This window comes from Nocardia vermiculata NBRC 100427 (assembly GCF_001613265.1).
Classification (GTDB): domain Bacteria; phylum Actinomycetota; class Actinomycetes; order Mycobacteriales; family Mycobacteriaceae; genus Nocardia; species Nocardia vermiculata.
In genome coordinates this window covers 85,869-106,145 of record NZ_BDCA01000025.1, presented here as the reverse complement: position 1 = coordinate 106,145, position 20,277 = coordinate 85,869, and the positions used below count along the sequence as shown (strand labels likewise).

The window sequence follows — 20,277 nt, the reverse complement described above, 5'->3', positions numbered from 1 at the left end:
CGCGTACCGGCGGGCAGCCGACGGTTCGTGGTGGCCGGCCGAATCCGCCCGGTGCCCCGCCGCGTGGCGGCGATCCGACGCAGCGGGCAGGCGGCGCCCAGTCGACGCAGAAAATCTCCAAGCCGGGGTCGCTCGGTGAGGCGATGGCACAGCGCAACCAGCGCTCCAGCGCAGCCACTCGCGCGTCCGGCGGGGCCGGATCCCGGCCGGGATCCGGCCCGAGTACCGGTGCACGACGTGCTGCTGCCAGTGGTAGCGGTAGCGGTAACCCGCCGTCGGGACCGCCGCCACGCAAAGGCAACGGCGGTGGTGACGGACCGAGTGGTCCGGCGGGTAAGGGACCGAAGAAGAAATCCCGGTGGCGCATCGTGCGCCGCGTGCTCTACGTCCTGGTGGCATTGGCCATCGTGGTGCCGAGCGCGGTCTTCCTGGTCGCGTACACGACGGTTTCGATACCCCAACCGGGCGATCTCAAAACCAATCAGGTCGCCACGATCCTCGCGTCGGACAACTCCTCGGTGATCAGCAAGATCGTTCCGCCGCAGGGCAACCGCACCGATGTCACGATCGACCAGATCCCGCCGGATGTGCGCAATGCCGTACTCGCGGCCGAGGACCGCGACTTCTACAGCAACCCCGGCTTCTCCATCTCCGGTTTCGCCCGCGCCGCGCGCGACAACGTCCTCGGCCGAGACAGCGCCGGTGGTGGTTCGACGATCACCCAGCAGTACGTCAAGAACTCGATGGTCGGTAACGAGCATTCACTGAGCCGCAAGATGAAAGAGCTCGTGATCTCGGCCAAGATGGCGCGGCAGTGGAGCAAGAACGACATCCTCACCGCGTATCTGAACACGATCCCGTTCGGACGCGGCACCTTCGGCATCGACGCCGGTGCGCAGGCCTACTTCGGCAAGCCGGTCGAGGAGCTCAGTGTCGAGGAGGGGGCGGTGCTCGCCGCCACCATTCAGCAGCCCTACGGCCTGGACCCGGAGAACAATCCGGAAGGTGCCGAGCAGCGCTGGAACTACGTGCTCGACGGCATGGTGGCCGGTGGCCACCTGGACGCCGCGAAGCGCGCCGGCATGGTGTACCCGAAGGTCCTGTCCTCCGATGACGGCAGCGAAGGCGACCAGCCCCAGGAGCCCGGTGCCAACGGGTTGATCAAACGCCAGGTGCTGCAGGAGCTCGCCGAAGCGGGGATCAGTGATACCCAGCTCAACACCGAGGGCCTGAAGATCACCACGACCATCGATCAGAAGGCACAGCAGGCCGCGGTCGACTCGGTGCACTCGAATATGGAGGGCGAACGCGACGAGACCCGCACCGCGGCCGTCTCCATCGATCCGAAGACCGGCGGGGTGCGCGCGTACTACGGCGGCGACAACGGGGCCGGATACGACCTCGCGAACGCCGGCCTGCAGTCCGGTTCGACGTTCAAGGTGTTCGGCCTGGCCGTGAACCTGGACCGCGGCAAGCCGCTGTCCACGATGTACGACAGCTCCCCGCTCACCGTCAACGGCATCAAGATCACCAATGCCGAGGGTGAAGACTGCGGTACCTGCACCATTGCCGAGGCCCTGAAACGGTCACTGAACACCAGCTTCTACCGGATGGAGCTCGATATTCCGGACGGCCCGAACAAGATCGCCGCAATGGCGCACCGGATGGGTATTCCGGAAAACATTCCGGGTGTCGGTGAGACGCTCACCGAGCCCAACGGCGCCGGCCCCAACAACGGCATCATCCTGGGCCAGTACCAGGTGCGGCCGCTGGACATGGCCTCCGCCTACGCGACCATCGCGGCCTCGGGCATCTATCACAAGCCGCACTTCGTGCAGAAGGTCGTCACCGCCGACGGTCAGGTGCTGCTCGACCGCGGCGAGGTCGCGGGTGAGCGACGCATCTCCGCGGCAGTCGCCGACAACCTCACCGCGGCAATGGAACCGATCGCCGCGAGCTCGCGCAACCACGGCCTCGCGGGCGGCCGCAAATCGGGTGCCAAGACCGGAACCACGCAGCTCGGCGACACCGGTCAGAACCGCGACGCGTGGATGATCGGCTTCACCCCCTCGCTGTCCACCGCGGTATGGGTCGGTACCGAAGAGGGTGGCCCGCTGAAGACGGCCGGCGGATCGATCATGTACGGCTCGGGCCTGCCGTCCGACATCTGGAAGGACATCATGGACGGCGCGCTCGAGGGCACACCGAAGGAAACCTTCCCCAAGCCGACAGCGATCGGCGGGCAGGCCGGTGTGCCGTCCTACTCGGCGCCTTACACCGCACCGTCCACCACCGAACAGGCCTACGAACCGCCCGTGGTCGTGAAGCCCTCGCAGGTCGAGATCCTGCCAGGCATCACCATTCCGGTGCCGGGCCTGCAGCCCAATCCACGGCAACAACAGCCGCAGGGGCAGACCCAACCGCAGTCCGACAACTCCGGGCCGATGCCGGGACAGCCGGTGGCACCGGCCGAGGGCACCGCTCCGAACGCGTCGGAATCACGGCGGGAATCGCAATCGGAGGACTCCAGTGGTAACTCCGGGAACAACCCCGGTGGAACCTACGGTGACGGGACGGACGACAGTTACTCCGACAGCCACCGGTAGCCTCGGGTGGCGTGAGTGATCAACAGCCGGTGGCGGCATCGACGTCCGATAACGACGACGTCGAGACCGCCACCGGTTTCGTTTCCGCGGCACCGGTAGCAGCCGATCGGAGATCGGACGGTCTGCGTGACAGACCCAGCCGCACGGATTCGATGACCGCACACGCGAGCACGGTGATCGGCGGCCCGGTCGGCGACCACGCACTGATCGGGCGCACCCGCTTCTGGACTCCGTTGCGGATCCTGCTGGCCTTCGCCGTGGTGTTCCTCGCCTTCGGCTGGGCGGGTAAGGCCGGCTGCATTCAGCAGACCACCAACTCCGACGGCCGCCTCACCCTCGACTGGAACAACGGCCGCCAGTACGTGGCCATGTGCTACTCGGATACCGTCCCGCTCTACGGCGCCGAACGCCTCGACGAGGGCGCGTTCCCGTACAAGAAGCACTGGGAAGAGACCGGAGCCGACGGCAAGAGCCAAACCAGGTACATGGAGTACCCGGTGCTCTCGGGCCTCTACCAGTACGTCTCCATGGAGGTCGCCAACGTCTGGCGGGCGTTGCCGCTGCCACAGGCGCTGTCGGTCGTGGTGTATTTCAACGTCGTCGCGGTGGGACTGGCGCTGGCCTGGCTGGTGACCGTGTGGGCTTCGGCGATGCTGGCCGGGCGGCGCATCTGGGATTCCGCACTGGTGGCGTTGTCCCCGCTGGTGCTGGTGCACATCTTCACCAATTTCGACGCGCTGGCCACGGCCTGCGCTGCCACCGGCCTGCTGGCGTGGGCGCGCAAGCGACCGGTACTGGCCGGCGTGCTGCTGGGACTGGGTGGCGCGGCCAAGTTGTATCCGCTGCTGCTGCTGGGCCCGATCATTGTGCTGTGCCTGCGTGCCGACAGTCGGCACCAGTTACCGGGCCTGCGAGAACAGCTGCGACGCAACGGTAACGGGCTCGGCGCCGCGCTACGCGACTATCTGGCCGGGGCCCGCATCAGCCCGCTACGTGCGGCGGTGGTCACCACGGTGTCGGCCGTCCTGGCCTGGCTGGCGGCGAATCTGCCGATCGCGGTGCCGTTCACGAAGGGCTGGTGGGAATTCTTCCGCCTCAACAGTGAACGTCACGCCGACCCGGACTCGCTGTACAACGTCATCACCTCGTTCACCGGATGGCAAGGATTCGACGGGCCGCTCGGCGCGACCGAGACACCGTCCACGCTCAACACGGTGTCGCTGCTGCTGTTCGCGACCGCCTGCATCGCGATCGGCTACATCGCGTTGACGGCCGCGCGCCGGCCCCGGGTCGCGCAGCTGGCATTCCTGGTGGTCGCCGCATTCCTGCTGACGAACAAGGTCTGGAGCCCGCAGTACTCGCTGTGGCTGGTTCCGCTCGCCGTCCTCGCCTTACCCCATCGTCGAATTCTGCTGGCCTGGATGACCGTCGACGCACTGGTCTGGTTCCCGCGCATGTACTACTACCTGGGCACCGACGACAAGGGTGTCCCGGAACAGTGGTTCACCGCCACCGTGCTGGTCCGCGATCTCGCGGTGCTGGGCCTGTGTGCACTGGTGATTCGCCAGATCTACCGCCCCGAACTGGATCCGGTGCGGGCCGACGGTACCGACGACCCGGTGGGCGGCATCCTCGACGGCAGCCAGGACCCCGCGCTCCCGTGGCTGCCGAACGTCCTGCAACCGAAAGCTGCCGCGAGAGCACCGGCCGGGGCCCGGCAGTACTGGCGCACGCCGAGATCTCGAGCGAAGATCGATTCATGACCGCACCCAGCGAATCGGCGACCACCCTGCTCGCACTGCATCGTCCCGGTGACCCGGTGATCCTGCCGACGGTGTGGGACGCGTGGTCGGCACATCTGGTGCAGGAGGCCGGATTCGCCGCACTGACGGTAGGCAGTCATCCGCTGGCGGATTCGCTCGGTAAGTCCGATCAGGAGGGGATGACCTATCGCGAATCGATGGCGCGGGTCCGCGAAATCACCGCCGCCGTCGATATTCCCGTCTCGGTGGACATCGAGTCCGGCTATGCCCTGAAGCCCGCCCAGCTGATCGAAGGACTTCTCGAAGCCGGCGCGGTCGGCCTGAATATCGAGGACTCGGTACACAGCGAGGGCGGCCGCCTGCGCGAGCCGCGCGAACATGCCGATTTCGTTGCCGGTCTGCGCCAGGCCGCCGACGCCACCGGTGTACATGTCGTCGTCAACGCACGCACCGATCTTTTCCTGCGCGAAGACCAGAACACCGCGGACCGCGTCGACCGGGTGTTGGAGCGGATGCGGCTGGCCGCCGAATCGGGTGCCGATGTGCTGTATCCGGTGGGCCAACGCGACCCCGATATCCTGCGTCGGCTCTGCACCGAATTGCCGTTGCCCGTCAACGCGATCGGCCTTCCGGATCAGGGCGACCGTGCGTATTTCGCCGAATTGGGTGTGGCCCGAGTCAGTTTCGGCCCATTCCTGCAGCGCGCGTTGAGCATCGAGGCGAATCGGCTGCTGCAACGCTGGCACTGATACGCCCACCTGGCGTCCGCCATTTACCCTCTGTGACAATGGGCCTCGCCGATGCCCGTCGCAACCGCATGCCCTGACGCCCGAGATGAGCGAGCCGAAGGTGTGCGAACGAGACGGTCATCGGCTCTGTTTGCGGTACTGCTCCGGTCGGTGCGTCACCGCGCGGGAACGAGTTCCCGTACGGCGGGTGACAGCACCGGCCGGTATCCGCGGGGGCGCGCACGGATGAATGCGAAGAAGAAGAACACCAGCAGGATCGCCCGGCCCCAGACGCCGAATTCGACCAGCTTCTCGTACAGGTGTGCATCCGAACCGCTGCCCAGTGCATGGAAATAGCGAAATACCCCGATCCCCAATGCCAGATCGGCGAGCAGGTAGGCGCCGACCGCGGACCAGGGCACTTCGAGCAGCACGAAGAACGGCAGCACCCACAGCGTGTATTGCGGCGAATGCACCTTGTGGAACAACAGGAATCCACACAGCATCGCGCCACTCACACCCACCCAGGGGAGATATCCGAGTATCGGAAAACGGCGCCATCCCAACCAGATCGCCAGCGCGAACGCGGCGATCACCAGAACCGGGGACGCCGTCGACACCACATCCTGGAATCGGTGTTCCCCACTGTCGCCCGAATCGAACAACGGGCGCAGGCCCCAGTACCAGATCGAATTGGTGGTGATATCGGCCTGGCGCAACTGCTGGAAGGTGAACGACGCGCGCCAGCCCTCGTATCCGGCGACGGCGAACGGCAGATTGACGGCCACCACCGTCGCGACGGCGGCGCCGGCGACCGCGAGCGCACCCCGCGGGTCGTATCCGCGCGGCGGCGAGGCGGCATCGGCATCCTGGTCGCCGCCGAGATCCGGTTCGCCGAGGAATACGTAGAGCATCAGTGGGAGGACGAAAATCCCCGGATACAACTTCAGGCAGAAGCCGATACCCAGCAGCACCGCGGCGATGATCGCCCGGGTGCGCAGCGAATATCGGGTCAGCACGGTAACGACGTAGACCGCTCCGACGGCGGCGCACACCACCGGAAGTTCCCAGTTGTGAAATGCGTACAGCACCAGCGGTGGGCCCACCGACCAGAGCAGCGCCACCGCCCCCGACATCCGGCCCAGCAGCCATGCCGTCAACAGCGCGAACGGTGCCAGTAACAGCGCCGAGTGGAGTAGGAACGCGGCGTCGTCGTGCGCCCCGGCGGCGCCGAGCCACATCAGCAGGCCGCTGAGTACCGGATATTCCACCGCGCCGCCGGTCAGCGTGCCGTCGGGTGTGATCCCGCCGCTCACGTACGGAAACAGATGTTCGTTGATCCCGCGGCCGAGCCACAGGAACTGAATATCGGAGTAGCAGACCTCGCTGTCCTTGATGCGGTCGAACATCTCGCTGCGGCCGTCGGCGTCGAACGGCGCTCCCGCGCACCGGGCCTTGTTGAGATAGGCGAAGATCAGGGTGACGGCGCACATCAGCACCGCGGATATCGCCGCGACCCGGCCGCCGATGCGTGCCCGGGTTACCGCACCCGCCACGCGGCCCCCTCCGCAGCGATTTCGTCAGGACCGCCGCGGCCGAAACAATCGGCGGGTCGGCTCGGCATGTGCACCACGATAGGTGGACTACCCGGCGGACGCCGATATTCACCGCGAAGGAGACTCTTTTCGCACCCCGTGGCCCGGATTCGGGTGATCGGGGGCCGCTCATGTAGCCTTGTCGGGTTGCTGACGCAACGACCCCTCCTGCCACGGAAAGTCCGTGGCCGTTTCCAGTCCACAGGAGGTGATGGGTTCCCGTGCGTCATTACGAATTGATGGTCATCCTCGATCCGAACCTGGACGAGCGCACTGTCGGTCCGAACCTGGACAAGATGCTCAGTGTGGTCTCGCAGCAGGGCGGCAAGATCGACAAGGTCGACCTCTGGGGCCGCCGTCGGCTGGCCTACGAAATCGAGAAGCGCGCCGAGGGCATCTACGCCGTCGTCGATCTGACCGCCGAGCCGGCCACGGTCAGCGAGCTCGACCGTCAGCTGGGGCTGAACGAGTCGGTTCTGCGCACCAAAGTGCTGCGCAACGACAAGAAGTAATCCCTCCGCTGGCATACAGCTAGCTGTCGAACAGCAAACTGCGCCTGCATTCGGGGGCGTCTCGGGCCGTATCGGCCCGAATTAGTCGGGGCCTGACTCTAGGCTCTACCCCAACAGGCGCAATTGCACCGGAGACCAGGAGGAACCATGGCAGGCGACACCGTAATCACCGTCATCGGCAATTTGACGGCAGATCCGGAACTTCGTTTCACACCCTCGGGCGCGGCGGTGGCCAATTTCACCGTCGCATCCACACCGCGGGTATTCGACCGTAACGCCAACGAATGGAAAGACGGCGAGGCTCTGTTCCTGCGCTGCAACATCTGGCGTGAGGCCGCGGAGAACGTCGCCGAAAGCCTGACCCGAGGCGCTCGTGTCATCGTGAGCGGCCGGCTCAAGCAGCGCTCCTTCGAAACCCGCGAGGGTGAGAAGCGCACGGTCGTGGAACTCGAGGTCGACGAGATCGGCCCCTCGCTGCGCTACGCGACCGCGAAGGTCAACAAGACCTCGCGCGGTGGTGGTTTCAACAGTGGTGGTGGTAATTCCGGCGGCAGCGGCGGGAGCTTCGGCGGCTCCAACGGCGGTGGTCGCGGCGGACAGCAGAACGCCGGCGACGACCCGTGGGGCAGTGCTCCCGCGGCCGGCTCCTTCGGGGGCGGCCACACCGACGACGAACCGCCGTTCTGAGAACGGCTCAATTCCGGGGCCCGCGTGAGCGGTTCCCCACGCATTACGGAGTAAAGACCCATGGGTAAAGCGCCGGCACGCGAAAAGGTGCTGAAGAAGAAGGCCTGCGCCTTCTGCAAGGACGACAAGAAGGCCAAGAAGGACGGCAACGGTGCTATCGGCGCCGTTATCGACTACAAGGACACGGCGTTGCTGCGCAAGTTCGTCAGCGACCGCGGCAAGATCCGCGCCCGCCGCGTCACCGGAAACTGCGTGCAGCATCAGCGCGACGTCGCCGTCGCGGTGAAGAACTCTCGCGAGGTCGCGCTGCTGCCGTACGTGTCCACGGCTCGCTGAGAACGGGAGGCAGACAATGAAGCTGATTCTGACTGCTGATGTGGACAACCTCGGTGCGCCCGGCGACACCGTGGAGGTCAAGGACGGCTACGGCCGCAACTACCTGCTGCCGCGCAGCCTGGCGATCGTCGCCACCAAGGGTGCCGAGAAGCAGGTCGAGGGCATTCGCCGGGCGCAGGACGCCCGCCGCGTGCGCGACCTGGACCACGCCAAGGAACTGAAGGCCGCCATCGAAGGCCTGGAGTCGGTCTCGCTGACGGTGAAGACCGCCGGCACCGGCAAGCTGTTCGGCTCGGTCACCACCGCCGATGTCGCCGGTGCGGTCAAGACCGCCGGTGGCCCGGTGCTCGACAAGCGCAGCATCGAACTGCCGAAGTCGCACATCAAGAGCACCGGCAAGCACAGCATCTCGGTGCACCTGCACCCGGATGTGGTTGCCAAGTTCGACCTGCAGGTTGCTGCCGCGGAGTAATGCTCCGCCCGCTGTTCGGTCGGCACCGCCCGGTTCGTCCGGAAAGTCTGTCCAGGACAACGGTTTCACAGCTTGTCGAAGACCATCCCCGCTCTGACAGCGGGGATGGTCTTCGGCTGCGATTTTTTCACCTCTTCTCCGATGCATTTCACACATTCGGCCGCCGAGTTCCGGCACATCACGCTATGGTTGCGGTAGGTTTGCTATCGAATGTGACGGCGCCCACTTCCTCGTACCGTCACGTTCTTTTGCGCTCACCCCTCCCAGCTCTTGGGGATATGTGGACAACTCGGTAAACCGACCGGCACTTATGTGACCTGAGTCATAAGATGTGGCACGTTTGTCAACTCAACACGCCCGGCTGTTCATGTTCAATGACACGCCGACAGTGTTTTGATCCACATGTGTGAAAACGAAAAAACCAGGTTCCACCTGGTCATAGCCGCTATGCATACACACTTATCCCCAGGTGATACACAGGGCCTACACAACAGCAGGTGAACTGTGCCCAGTTTATCCACAGACTTATCCACAGGTCGGTTTGGTGATCCCCAGTTCGGTCCTTTAGGTTCGTCCCGGCGCCCTGATCGACGCGCCCGCCGCCCGGCCGAACGCCCTGTTCGCGGACCGCTCACATCGGTAACTGCGGTACCGATGTGAGGGGACCAACGTGTCGGTACCGCGGCGTACAACAAGTCATCAATAGGGTCGGGCATACGGCGGGAGATCCGCACCCGGTCGGCACCGATGAGCATCGCGCACTACGCATCCCGTCGGGTCCGCCGACGCAGCGGGGTGCGAGCAGAGAGGACGGTCGAGTCGGTGGCAGTCGTCGACGATCGCGGGCACTCGGAGTACAACGACCAGCCCGGTGAGGATTTCGGCCGGCAGCCGCCCCACGACATGGCCGCCGAACAGTCCGTGCTCGGCGGCATGCTGCTCAGCAAGGACGCCATCGCCGACGTGGTCGAGGTGATCCGCCCCGGCGACTTCTACCGCCCCGCCCACCAGGCCGTCTACGACGCGGTGCTCGACCTCTACGGTCGTGGCGAACCCGCCGACCCGGTCACCGTGGCCGCCACCCTCGACCGCCGCGGCGAACTCAAACGCATCGGTGGCGCCCCGTACCTGGTCACCCTGACCCAAACGGTGCCCACAGCGGCCAATGCCTCGTACTACGCCGAAATCGTCGCGGAGAAGGCGATTCTGCGCCGCCTGGTCGAAGCCGGTACCCGCATCGTGCAATTCGGTTACGCCGGTGCCGACGGCCAGGACGTCGCCGAGGTGGTCGACCGCGCCCAGGCCGAAATCTACGAAGTCACCGAACGTCGCTCCAGCGAAGACTTCATGCCGCTGGAAGAACTGCTCCAGCCCACGATGGACGAAATCGACTCCATCGCCAGCCGCGGCGGCATCTCCCTCGGCGTCCCCACCGGCTTCACCGAACTGGACGAGGTGACCAACGGCCTGCACCCGGGCCAGATGATCATCGTCGCAGCTCGGCCTGGCGTGGGAAAATCCACGCTCGGAATGGATTTCATGCGGAGTTGTTCCGTCAAACACGGACTGGCGAGCGTGATTTTCTCGCTGGAGATGAGCCGGACCGAGATCGTCATGCGTCTGCTGTCGGCGGAGGCGAAGATCAAACTCGGTGATATGCGTGCCGGGCGGATGAGCGACGACGACTGGACCAAGCTGGCACGGCGGATGAGTGAGATCAGTGAGGCGCCGCTGTTCGTGGACGATTCACCGAACCTGACCATGATGGAGATCCGGGCAAAAGCGCGGCGGCTCAAGCAGCGTCACGACCTGCGGCTCGTCATCGTGGACTATCTGCAGCTGATGACCTCCGGCAAGAAGGTCGAATCCCGGCAGCAGGAAGTCTCGGAATTCTCCCGAAGCCTGAAACTGCTCGCCAAGGAATTGGAAGTTCCGGTGGTCGCCATCAGTCAGCTGAATCGTGGTCCGGAGCAGCGAACCGATAAGCGCCCCATGGTCTCCGACCTTCGCGAATCGGGCTCGCTGGAACAGGACGCCGATATGGTCATCCTGTTGCACCGCCCCGACGCATTCGAGCGTGACGATCCCCGCGGCGGTGAAGCGGACCTCATCCTCGGCAAACACCGAAACGGTCCCACAGCAACCATCACTGTCGCCCATCAGCTGCACTTGAGCCGTTTCGTGGATATGGCGCGCGGATAATTCGAGGAATTCTGTTCAGCTGGGGCGGTAGCGGCTCGTAGGTGGATGCGTTCGCCCTGGGGGCCGAGGATGCTGAGAAATTCCACCGGCAGGTCGTCGGCATTGCCGAACCAGTGTGGGAGGTTGGTGTCGTACTCGGCGACCTCACCGGTGCTGAACACGAGATCCCGGTCGCCGAGTACGACACGCAGGCGGCCACTGAGCACGTAGAGCCAGTGGTAGCCCTCGTGGGAGCGCGGGGCCGATGGCGGCCAGGACCGGGCCGAATTCTTCACTCACCGACCCACCCTGCCTGCGGTTTTATCGCCTACGCAACTTCTGTTGCCAGATTGTCGAAACTGCCGGCCGGCTCGTGGTGTGGGTCACCGTTCGTTCCGGTCGGTAACACTCTGCTGCTGTTTCACGACACCTTCCGTGACATATACATGGCCCGTCGGGGGGCCTGTCCGCCTTCTCTTGTCGGATTCGGAATGGGGATCAGGACATGGCTCTTCGTGAGTTCTTCGCGCGGCACCGGATTGCTTCGGCCGCGGCTGCGCCGGCCGCTCTGGGGGTGGCGGCCATTGTCGCGGCATCCTGGGGTCTGATGGCGACGCCGGAACATCGGGATACCCGGCTGACCTCGTCGGTCACCGAATGCCACGACATGGTGACGATCTCGGTGGCCGGGCGTAACGACAGTCCGGACCCGAACACTACGGCGATGCTGGTCGACGCGAACGGCAACGCGCTTCCGGCCGCATTGTCGAGCGATTACAGCAGCCACTGGGTGGATCCGGTGGTGAACGCACCGGCCGACGACGTCGATCCGGGATCGTATGCCGCGGTGTACATCGCCTATCCAGCGGATATGCGTACCTACGAGGATGCGGTGAACACCGGCGTGACCAATACCGAGAAGGTCATGCACGATATCGCCGCGGCCTGCCCGGACACCAAGTTCTCGATCGTCGGTTACAGCGAGGGCGCCGACGTCGCCCGCCGGGTCGCGATGGGAGTCGGCCACGACGAACCCGACGCCAATGGCAAGTACGACGTCGTCGATCCGAAAAATGTGCTGGGCGTGGTGATTCTGGCCGACAACGGTCGTACCGCAGGGGACGGCCCCTTCCCCGGCGCCAAGGATCCCAACCATCCCGACAACTTCGATACCTCGTACCAGGACGGCAACAAGCCGATCTCCGGGCAGGGCGCGATGACCGACAACGCCGGCGATTTCGGCGCGCTGGACGGTAAGGTCGCCTCCTTCTGCTCCGAGGGAGATCTGACTTGTGCTGCACCGCAGAATATTTCGTTGCTGCAGCTGGCGGCGAACGTCGGGCGGCAGCTGAACGTCGACGATCTGCAGAACGAGGGCCTCACCCCCGCCACGGGACAGGATGTGGCGGTGACGCTCGGTCGCATCGCGATGAACGCCTTCTCCTACATCGCGGCCCGGCCGGACTGGATGGCCAGTGATCAGACCTTCCTGGACGTCCTGCTGAAGGTGTCCGAGCCCAGCTACGACCCGGCGAAGGATGTCGCGGAAACCCCTCCGGCCGACTCGATTTCGACCGGGCAGTTGGCGCCGCTCGCCTATCTGCCGCAGAAGGTTCTCAACGAGATCATCGGTCTGATCGTGACCAATCAGAACACCATCCCGGTGGTCATGAGCGATCCGTACCAGCTGACTCTCGGCCCGAACGGTACCGGTCACCATTTCGACTACTGGCGTGATTCCGATGCTGCCAACGGTAAGCCGCTGACCTCGGCCGAATACGCCGCGGCCTGGCTCACCCACCTGGCCAAGCAGGCTCAGGCCGGCGAGACGGTGGACACCAAGTCGAAGCCCACCGACGCGGATGTCCAGGCGGCACACCAGGCGGTCGTGGAATCGCAAGCGGCACCGACCACCTCGGCTGCTTCCTCGACCACTTCGGCTCCCACGACCACGAAGGCGCCCGCTACTACGCAGACCTCGACCACGAAGGCCGAACCGACGACAACGACGCAGTCGGCACCGGAGCCGACGACACAGCAGCCGACGACCTCGGACCCGGCCACCAGCACGCCGGCGGACCCGCCGCGCAAGGAAGTCGCCGCCACGGTGGACAAGCCGGTGGAGACCAACGAGCCGCCGGTCACCACGGAACCGGAGGCCACCGCGTCGACTACCGCACGGCCGACCACCACCGAGCCGGCACCGGAGCCGACCACCACGCCGTCGGCGGCGAAGTAACCGAATCGAACGCAGCTGACCTGCCGGAACCAGTGTTCCGGCAGGTCAGCTGCCGTCTCCCGGAAGCTGCGGCATGATCCACTCACCATGAGCGGGGGCGGGCACCGAGACGGCATCCGTGGTGAAGGTGACGGTGACATGGCCGGGCCCCGGGTAGAACGGCGGCTCGGCTCCGTAATGGTGATAGCCGGGCCCGGTGATTTCCTGACCGACCGACCCGGTGCGACCGTTGTCGGTATTGGTCCAGTGGGCGGTGATACGCATCGCGCAGTCACCGACGCCCCAGAGCGTGGCCCGGAAGTTGAACAGCCCGGCGCCGCCGGACAGCCCGCCGTACCCCACGCTGGGGTCGATCCGGCCGACACACAGTCCCGAGCGCGAGGTGGTGTAGATCGTGTCCCACGACTGCCCGTCCGGTGCGGCGGCGGCCGGTGCCGCACCGGTGACGAACGCCGCAGCGGTCAGTGCCCCCACACCGAGCAGCCGGCCGGTGATAGTGCGTCGCATGAAGCTCCCCTCATCGCGCGAATCGGCGGGCACCGCGATCCGCTGTTCGGACCGATCACCAGGTGATGATCGTCCGATCGATGCCGCGGCGCAGGGAATCGGGGAATCAGGTGCGTCCTCAGCGCCTTTCGACGTCAGACGGCGGAGCGGTCGTCCTGCTTCGCGAGGGCGGCAGCTGCGGTCAGTTCCACCGAGCGGAGGCGGTCGGCGATGCCGGTGGCCTGATGGGTGGTGATCAGTTCGTGGGCGCCGATGGTGGTGGCGAATTCCTCGAGGTGGTCACGGACTTCTTCGGCGGTACCGGCGGCGGTGTAACGGGTCATCGCCGAGAGCTGGGCTCCCTGCGGGGAGTCCAGGAGCAGGTCGATCTCCTCGTCGGTGAAGCTGGGGGTGTTGGGGCCGCGGGTGATCATCATGCGGGCGCGGGCACGGTAGGCGACCATCTTCTGGTCGAGTGCCTCGTCGTGGGTGTCGGCAGCGAAGACGTTGATACCGGCCATCACGTACGGTTCGGCCAATTGTTCGGACGGCTGGAACTTCTCGCGGTACACCTCGATCGCTTGACGCAGTGCGTCGGGTGCGAAGTGTGAGGCGAAGGCGTAGGGCAGGCCGAGGTGTGCGGCGAGTTGTGCGCCGAACAGGGACGAGCCGAGAATGTAGAGCGGCACACCGTTTTCCGCGCGCGGCACGGCTTCCACCCCGGGGATGCGCGACTGTCCGTTGAGGTAGCCCTGCAGTTCCAGGACGTCCTGCGGGAAGGTGTCGGCGGAGTGGTGGTCGCGGCGCAGTGCGCGCATGGTCTTCTGATCACTGCCGGGTGCGCGGCCCAGGCCCAGGTCGATGCGGCCGGGGTACAACGTTTCCAGGGTGCCGAACTGCTCGGCGATCACCAGCGGCGAATGGTTGGGCAACATGATGCCGCCGGCCCCGAGGCGGATGGTTTCGGTATGCGCGGCGACATGACCGATCAGCACGCTGGTGGCGCTGGACGCGATCGAGGCCATGTTGTGGTGTTCGGCATACCAGACGCGGCGATAGCCGCTGCTTTCCGCGGTGCGAGCGAGGGCGACGCTGTTGGCGAAGCTGTCGCGCGCGGTCGCGCCGGGAGCCACCGACGCCAGATCGAGAATGGACAATGCGGTGGGCATATGTCGTTGCCTTTCGTGTTCGGGGCGCGGCGATCGGGCACGCGGGATCGGAACCCTGGCGGATCCACTGTCCGGTTCGAACACATCACCGGCCTCCGCTGTTCCCGACCGGAACAACCGCGCGGGTGGGGACCCGGGTCCGCAGCAGCAGCGGCGTCGCCAGGAGCAGCACCCCGGCGCCTGCCAGGGCGGTGCGTGGGCCGGCGAGCTGTGCCAGTACACCCCACAGACCGGTGAGAACGGCGATGGTGGCTTTGGCCGTGATCGACCATGCGGTGAGCACGCGCGCCACCCGGCTCGGATCGGTCTGTTGCAGGCGGTAGGTCGCCATGATGGGGTTGAAGATCCCGATACTCGCGATCAGGCCCGCTTCGACCACCATCACCAGGAGCAGGCCGGGTAGGCCGGGTCCGATGCAGGCCAGACCCAGTGGCCAGCAGGCACGCACGGTGCCGGCGACGAGCAGGATGCGGCGCTGTCCGTAGCGCCGGCCCAGCGGCGCCGACAGGCGTGCTCCGGCCAGGCCCGCGAGACAGGGGACGCCGAACGCGAGGCCGTACTGCCAGGTGGGGAAATGCAGTGGGCCGAGCATCAGTACGGCGAGGACCGGTGCGGTTGCCATGATCAGTCCGTTGACGGCTACGGCGTTGAGGAACAGCGGCCGCAGGCCGGGATGGGTGAACAGATAACGCCAGCCTTCGGACAGATCCGAGAGCCGGACACGTCCGGTGGCGGTACGTTCTGGTTCGGGTTCACGAGCTCGTATGGCGCCGAGCGTCGCAGCCGAGATCAGGTAACTGCAGGCATCGGCGAGGACTGTCACCACCGGCCCGAACAGCCCGATCGCGGTCCCGCCGAGTGGGGGCCCGAGCGCGGTCGCGGTCCAGGTGGTCGACTCGAATCGAGCGTTGGCGGCGAGCAGTTCCTCCTGCGGGACAACAATTTTCAGGTAGGCACCACTGGCGGCACGAAACGCGATGTCGGCGGCGGCCACCACGATCGACACGATCAGTAGTTGTGCGTAGCCGAGCAGCCCGAGTGCGAAGGCGATCGGGACGCTGAGCATCGCCACACACCGCACCAGATCCGTCGTGACCAGCACCGGCCGCTTGCGACGGAACTCCATCCACGGCCCGAGCGGCACCGCGAGCAGTACTCCGACCGCCGATCCCGCCGCGCTGAGCGCCGAGACCGCGCCGGGCCCGGCATCCAGGACGCGGATGGCGATCAGCGCGAAAGCGTCGAGAGCCAGGTAGGTGCCGAACGTGCTCGCCGCGTATGCGGACCAGAGCAGGGCGAACGGTGAGCGCTTGCGCATGGGTGGGTGCCACCTCGTTCAGTGTGCGGATCGGGTGATCGAAACAAGGTCGCGAGGCGCGATCAAACAACCGGGGCCCTGTCGTGCACAACCCGCGGTTGTCGGACCGGATCTGCGGTTTCCTGCCCAGCGGGATCGTCGGCCCCACCTCCGGAACCAGCGGGATACCGTCGAACCAGACGAGTACTGGGAGTGTGTGCGGTGACGGACTGGAACGAAGAAGTCGATGTGCTGGTCGCAGGGGCCGGAGCGGGGCTGGCCGGGGCCTATACCGCCGCCCGTGAGGGGCTTCGGGTCGCGGTGGTCGAGGCCACCGAGAAGTTCGGCGGCACCACGTCGTACTCCGGTGGCGGCGGCGTGTGGTTCCCGTGCAATCCGGTGCTGCGTCGCGCCGGTGTCGAGGACAGTTTCGACGATGCGCTGACCTATTTCCGCGCCGTGGTCGGCGACCGCACCCCGGCCGATCTGCAGGAGACCTTCGTCCGCGGTGGGGCGAAACTGATCGAATACCTCGAGGCCGACGAGAACTTCGTCTTCCAGCAGTTGCCGTGGCCGGACTACTTCGGTTCCGAACCGAAGGCCAGTAACGAGGGAAACCGCCACGTCATTCCGAAACCGTTGCGCGCCTCCGCACTCGGCGAGCTGTCGGAGTCGGTGCGAGGGCCGCTGGAGACGGATCGGCGCGGTGATCCGCAGCCGAAATATCTGGTCGGCGGCCGCGCCCTGATCGGCCGGCTGTTGCTCGGTATCTCCCAATACCCGAATGCCACACTGCATCTGAATTCCCCGCTGGTCGAACTGGTCGTCGAGGACGGTGCCGTGACCGGCGCGATCGTGGAGCGCGACGGGCAGCGGGTGGCGATTCGCACCCGCAAGGGGGTGGTGCTGTCGGCCGGTGGCTTCGAGCAGAGCGATGCACTGCGTACCCGGTTCGGTGTTCCCGGGCAGGCTCGGGACACCATGGGCCCCTGGGGAAATCAAGGCCGCGCGCATGAAGCGGCGATCGCTGCCGGGGCCGATACGGATCTGATGGATCAGGCGTGGTGGTCACCGGGCATGATCCATCCCGACGGCCGGGCAGCGTTCGCACTGTGGTTCACCGGCGGGATCTTCGTGGACGGTCACGGACAGCGGTTCGTCAACGAATCCGCGGCCTACGACCGGATCGGCCGCCGCGTCATCGAGCGTCTGAACGAGGACGCCATGTCGCTGCCGTACTGGATGATCTACGACGACAGCGAGGGCCTGGTGCCGCCGGTGAAGGCCAGTAATGTGCCGATGGCCGAATCGGAGGAATACGAGAAGGCGGGTTTGCTGCACAGTGCCGCCACGCTCGCCGAGCTCGCGGAGCTGATCGGGGTGCCGGCGCAGGCTCTGATCGACACGGTGGACCGGTTCAACGGCTTCGCCGACCGCGGTGTGGACGAGGACTTCGGACGCGGCGACGAAGCCTATGATCGCTCTTTCAGCAATGGGGAATCACCGCTGGTCCCGATTCGGAAGGGCCCCTTCCACGCGGCCGCATTCGGCATCTCGGATCTGGGCACCAAGGGCGGCTTGCGCACCGACACCGCCGCTCGGGTGCTCGACGCGAACGGATCTCCGATTCCCGGGCTCTACGCGGCGGGCAACACCATGGCCGCGGTGAGCGGCACCACCTATCCCGGTGGTGGCAATCCGATCGGTGCGTCGATGTTGTTCAGTCACCTGGCGGTGCTGCACATCCTCGGCCGCTAAGCACCGGTTTCCGGCCGCTGGTCGCCGGATTTCGGGCTCGCCCGCAGGTGCGCGCGTTCCCCCTGTTTGCCGAACAGGCTGAGGAATTCCACGGGGTGGTCGTCGGCGGGGCCGAACCAGTGCGGGACGCGGGTGTCGAATTCCGCGGCTTCGCCGGGCGTCATCACGATGTCGTGTTCACCGAGTATCACGCGCAGCCGGCCGTTGAGGACGTACAACCATTCGTAGCCGTCGTGGGTCCGTGGGTCGGGCTCGCCGCGCCGGTGTTCGGGATGGACGATCATCTTGTAGGCCTGGATGCCGCCCGCGCGACGCGTCAGCGGCAGCATCGTCATACCGTTCTGGGTGATGGGGCGCAGATGGATGCGCGGGTCCCCGGTCGGTGGGGCGTCGACCAGTTCGTCGAGGGTGACACCGTGTGCGCGGGCCAGCGGGAGCAGCAGCTCGAGGGTCGGTTTTCGGGTTCCGGATTCGAGCCGCGACAGGGTGCTGACCGAAATGCCGGTGGTGGTGGCCAGGTCGGTGAGGGTGGTCCGGCGCTGTTGGCGCAGCGCCCGTAGCCGCGGGCCCACGGCGTCCAGCGCGCGATCCAGGTTCTCGTCCATCCTTTCAGTTTGCCATTACAGCAAATATGTTTGCCACTGCGTGGGTGCTCGGGCACAGTAGCCGCAGGAGGTGGTCACGGTGGCCGATGAACTGAACAACAGCTATGACGTCGTGGTCGTCGGCGGCGGCGCCGCCGGGTTGAACGGCGCGCTGATGCTGGCGCGGGCGCGCCGCTCGGTGGTGGTGATCGACGCCGGGCGGCCGCGCAACGCGCCGGCCGAAGGCGTGCACGGTCTGCTCGCACGGGAAGGGATGCCGCCGGGCGAACTGCTCGAACACGGGCGCGCCGAGGTACGCGGATACGGCGGGCAGGTGGTGAGCGGAGAGGTCACCGGCGCGGTACGCGAGGACGACGGTTTCACCCTCGAACTGGCCGACGGACGCACCGTGCGCTCACGCCGCTTGCTGGTGACCACCGGCCTGGCCGACAAAATCCCGGATATCGCGGGGCTGCGCGAACGGTGGGGACACGACGTCGTGCACTGCCCGTACTGCCACGGCTGGGAGGTGCGTGATCAGCCGATCGGGGTGATCGCCAACGGACCGATGGCGGTACACGGCGCACTGTTGTTCCGCCAGTGGAGTTCCGATGTGACACTGTTCCTGCACACCATGGACGCCCCCAGCGCGGATGATGCGGAAAGGCTTGCCGCGCGCGGTATTACGGTTGTCACGGGCGCCGTCGACGCGCTCGAGATCACCGCGGACCGGATCTCCGGGGTACGGATGGCCGACGGTACGGTCCTACCCCGCACCGTGATCGCGGTGGGCCCGCAGATGGTGGCCAATTCCGACCTGCTCGGCAAGCTCGGTGTGCAGACTGCCGAACATCCGTCGGGTGCAGGGTATTACGTCCCGACCGATGCGATGGGCCGGACGGAGGCACCGGGTGTGTGGGCAGCCGGAAACGTCACCGATCTTTCCGCGCAGGTGGGGGCCGCGGCAGCGGCAGGTGCCTTCGCCGCCGCTCAGATCAATGCCGATCTGGTCGAGGAGGAGACCCTCGACGCGGTCGAGCAGTACCGCCGCGGATTCGGCAGCGCCGAGGAGGCCGCGGTGAGCGAGCGAGTGCTCGGCGACCGCCGCCACGGACTGTGACAACCGGAGCCCGAGGAGCAGAGATGAGCGACAACCACGAGCACCACGCGCACGCCGAAGGCACCGAGTTCGATCAGCGGTACTGGGAACACCGTTACGGCACCGGGCATTCGGCGTCCGAAAGTAACGCCAACCCGTATGTCGTCGAGCAGGCCGCCGCGCTACCTCCGGGCACCGCATTGGACGCCGGCTGCGGTGAGGGAGCGACCGCGATATGGCTCGCCGAGCAGGGCTGGCAGGTCACAGCGGTGGATATCGCCGCCGCGGCCGTGAAGCGAGGGCGGGCGGGCGCACAGCAGGCGGGCACCGAGGTCGCGAGCAGAATCGACTGGGCCACTGCGGATCTGACACAGTGGGACGCGGGCACCGAACGGTTCGACCTGGTGTGCGCGTGCTATGTCCATCCGGCGGAATCCAACGATGCCCTGTTCGAGCGGCTGGCCGCCGCGGTGGCACCGGGTGGGTCCCTGTTGATCGTCGGCCACGCCCCCGGCGACGAGCACTCCGGCGCCCATACCGAATCGGCTCATACGCAGGTCACGGCGGAGCAGATCGCCGCAAGCCTGGATTCGTCGCACTGGGAGGTTCAGCTCGCCGACCGGCGCACCCGGACCGCCACCCGATCGGACGGCTTCTCGACCACCATGCAGGACAGCGTGTTCCGTGCACGGAAGGTGCCGAGCGGGCGCTGAGGTGGGGGCACTGCGAGCGGCGGGACAGCGCAACGCAATCCCGGGTGGCCAC

Annotated in this window: 17 protein-coding genes and 1 pseudogene; 12 read left to right on the top strand and 6 right to left on the bottom strand. The window is 66.3% G+C overall.

The features are described from left to right. Positions 1-143: 143 nt before the first annotated feature. The 3 genes from NV2_RS23380 to NV2_RS23370 are packed head-to-tail and all read left to right on the top strand — an operon-like array spanning position 144 to position 5,118. Positions 144-2,606, top strand: coding sequence for a transglycosylase domain-containing protein (locus tag NV2_RS23380; protein WP_067878374.1), 2,463 nt, complete (start codon positions 144-146; stop codon positions 2,604-2,606). 29 nt (positions 2,607-2,635) lie between these two features. Continuing rightward, positions 2,636-4,369, top strand: a complete 1,734-nt coding sequence (locus NV2_RS23375) for a glycosyltransferase family 87 protein (RefSeq protein WP_067878425.1) — start codon at positions 2,636-2,638, stop codon at positions 4,367-4,369. Beyond that, a complete protein-coding gene (locus tag NV2_RS23370; protein WP_067878372.1) occupies positions 4,366-5,118 on the top strand; it encodes an isocitrate lyase/PEP mutase family protein in 753 nt (250 codons plus the stop codon). Before NV2_RS23375 ends, NV2_RS23370 begins: the two co-directional genes overlap by 4 nt. Before the next feature lie 155 nt (positions 5,119-5,273). Here NV2_RS23370 and NV2_RS23365 read toward each other — a convergent pair whose 3' ends face one another. Next, on the bottom strand, positions 5,274-6,590 hold the full coding sequence (locus NV2_RS23365) for a glycosyltransferase family protein (protein WP_157103039.1): 1,317 nt from the start codon (positions 6,588-6,590) through the stop codon (positions 5,274-5,276). A 323-nt stretch (positions 6,591-6,913) separates the two neighbouring features. Here NV2_RS23365 and rpsF point away from each other — a divergent pair, with 323 nt between their 5' ends. From rpsF to dnaB, 5 genes are all read left to right on the top strand, one after another. Beyond that, complete coding sequence (gene rpsF, locus NV2_RS23360; RefSeq protein WP_067878366.1) at positions 6,914-7,204, top strand: 30S ribosomal protein S6; 291 nt, start codon at positions 6,914-6,916, stop codon at positions 7,202-7,204. Positions 7,205-7,351: 147 nt separating this feature from the next. Then, positions 7,352-7,891, top strand: a complete 540-nt coding sequence (locus NV2_RS23355) for a single-stranded DNA-binding protein (protein ID WP_067878363.1) — start codon at positions 7,352-7,354, stop codon at positions 7,889-7,891. A gap of 60 nt (positions 7,892-7,951) precedes the next feature. Continuing rightward, the gene (gene rpsR / locus NV2_RS23350; RefSeq protein WP_067878361.1) at positions 7,952-8,227 is read left to right on the top strand and encodes a 30S ribosomal protein S18; all 276 of its coding nucleotides are present in this window, start codon (positions 7,952-7,954) and stop codon (positions 8,225-8,227) included. A 16-nt stretch (positions 8,228-8,243) separates the two neighbouring features. Beyond that, a complete protein-coding gene (gene rplI, locus NV2_RS23345) occupies positions 8,244-8,699 on the top strand; it encodes a 50S ribosomal protein L9 (RefSeq protein ID WP_067878358.1) in 456 nt (151 codons plus the stop codon). A gap of 822 nt (positions 8,700-9,521) precedes the next feature. Next, on the top strand, positions 9,522-10,901 hold the full coding sequence (dnaB, locus tag NV2_RS23340; protein WP_067878356.1) for a replicative DNA helicase: 1,380 nt from the start codon (positions 9,522-9,524) through the stop codon (positions 10,899-10,901). Here the strand turns inward: dnaB and NV2_RS23335 are convergent. Beyond that, a pseudogene (locus NV2_RS23335) lies at positions 10,859-11,143 on the bottom strand (cupin domain-containing protein); the annotation flags it as partial. The gene dnaB and the pseudogene NV2_RS23335 sit on opposite strands and share 43 nt — an antisense overlap. 242 nt (positions 11,144-11,385) lie before the next feature. Between NV2_RS23335 and NV2_RS23330 the strand changes: the two are divergent. Beyond that, positions 11,386-13,119 carry a cutinase family protein gene (locus tag NV2_RS23330; protein ID WP_067878353.1) on the top strand — a complete coding sequence of 578 codons (1,734 nt, stop codon included), beginning with the start codon at positions 11,386-11,388 and terminating at the stop codon, positions 13,117-13,119. 45 nt (positions 13,120-13,164) lie between these two features. On the opposite strand, the gene NV2_RS23325 is transcribed toward NV2_RS23330, so the two are convergent. The 3 genes from NV2_RS23325 to NV2_RS23315 form a co-directional block, all read right to left on the bottom strand. Continuing rightward, the gene (locus NV2_RS23325) at positions 13,165-13,626 is read right to left on the bottom strand and encodes a hypothetical protein (protein ID WP_157103037.1); all 462 of its coding nucleotides are present in this window, start codon (positions 13,624-13,626) and stop codon (positions 13,165-13,167) included. A 134-nt stretch (positions 13,627-13,760) separates the two neighbouring features. Then, a complete protein-coding gene (locus tag NV2_RS23320; RefSeq protein ID WP_067878348.1) occupies positions 13,761-14,774 on the bottom strand; it encodes an LLM class flavin-dependent oxidoreductase in 1,014 nt (337 codons plus the stop codon). 85 nt (positions 14,775-14,859) lie between these two features. Next, positions 14,860-16,092, bottom strand: coding sequence for an MFS transporter (locus NV2_RS23315; protein ID WP_067878342.1), 1,233 nt, complete (start codon positions 16,090-16,092; stop codon positions 14,860-14,862). A gap of 201 nt (positions 16,093-16,293) precedes the next feature. Between NV2_RS23315 and NV2_RS23310 the strand changes: the two genes are divergently transcribed. Continuing rightward, positions 16,294-17,829, top strand: a complete 1,536-nt coding sequence (locus NV2_RS23310) for an FAD-binding protein (protein ID WP_067878422.1) — start codon at positions 16,294-16,296, stop codon at positions 17,827-17,829. On the opposite strand, the gene NV2_RS23305 is transcribed toward NV2_RS23310, so the two are convergent. Next, the gene (locus NV2_RS23305; protein WP_067878340.1) at positions 17,826-18,434 is read right to left on the bottom strand and encodes a helix-turn-helix domain-containing protein; all 609 of its coding nucleotides are present in this window, start codon (positions 18,432-18,434) and stop codon (positions 17,826-17,828) included. The two genes, NV2_RS23310 and NV2_RS23305, sit on opposite strands and share 4 nt — an antisense overlap. Before the next feature lie 79 nt (positions 18,435-18,513). On the opposite strand from NV2_RS23305, the gene NV2_RS23300 reads away from it, so the two are divergent. Continuing rightward, complete coding sequence (locus tag NV2_RS23300) at positions 18,514-19,533, top strand: NAD(P)/FAD-dependent oxidoreductase (protein ID WP_067878419.1); 1,020 nt, start codon at positions 18,514-18,516, stop codon at positions 19,531-19,533. A gap of 23 nt (positions 19,534-19,556) precedes the next feature. Beyond that, entirely contained in the window at positions 19,557-20,225 is a 669-nt protein-coding gene (locus NV2_RS23295) for a class I SAM-dependent methyltransferase (protein WP_067878337.1), read from the top strand. Positions 20,226-20,277 lie beyond the last annotated feature (52 nt).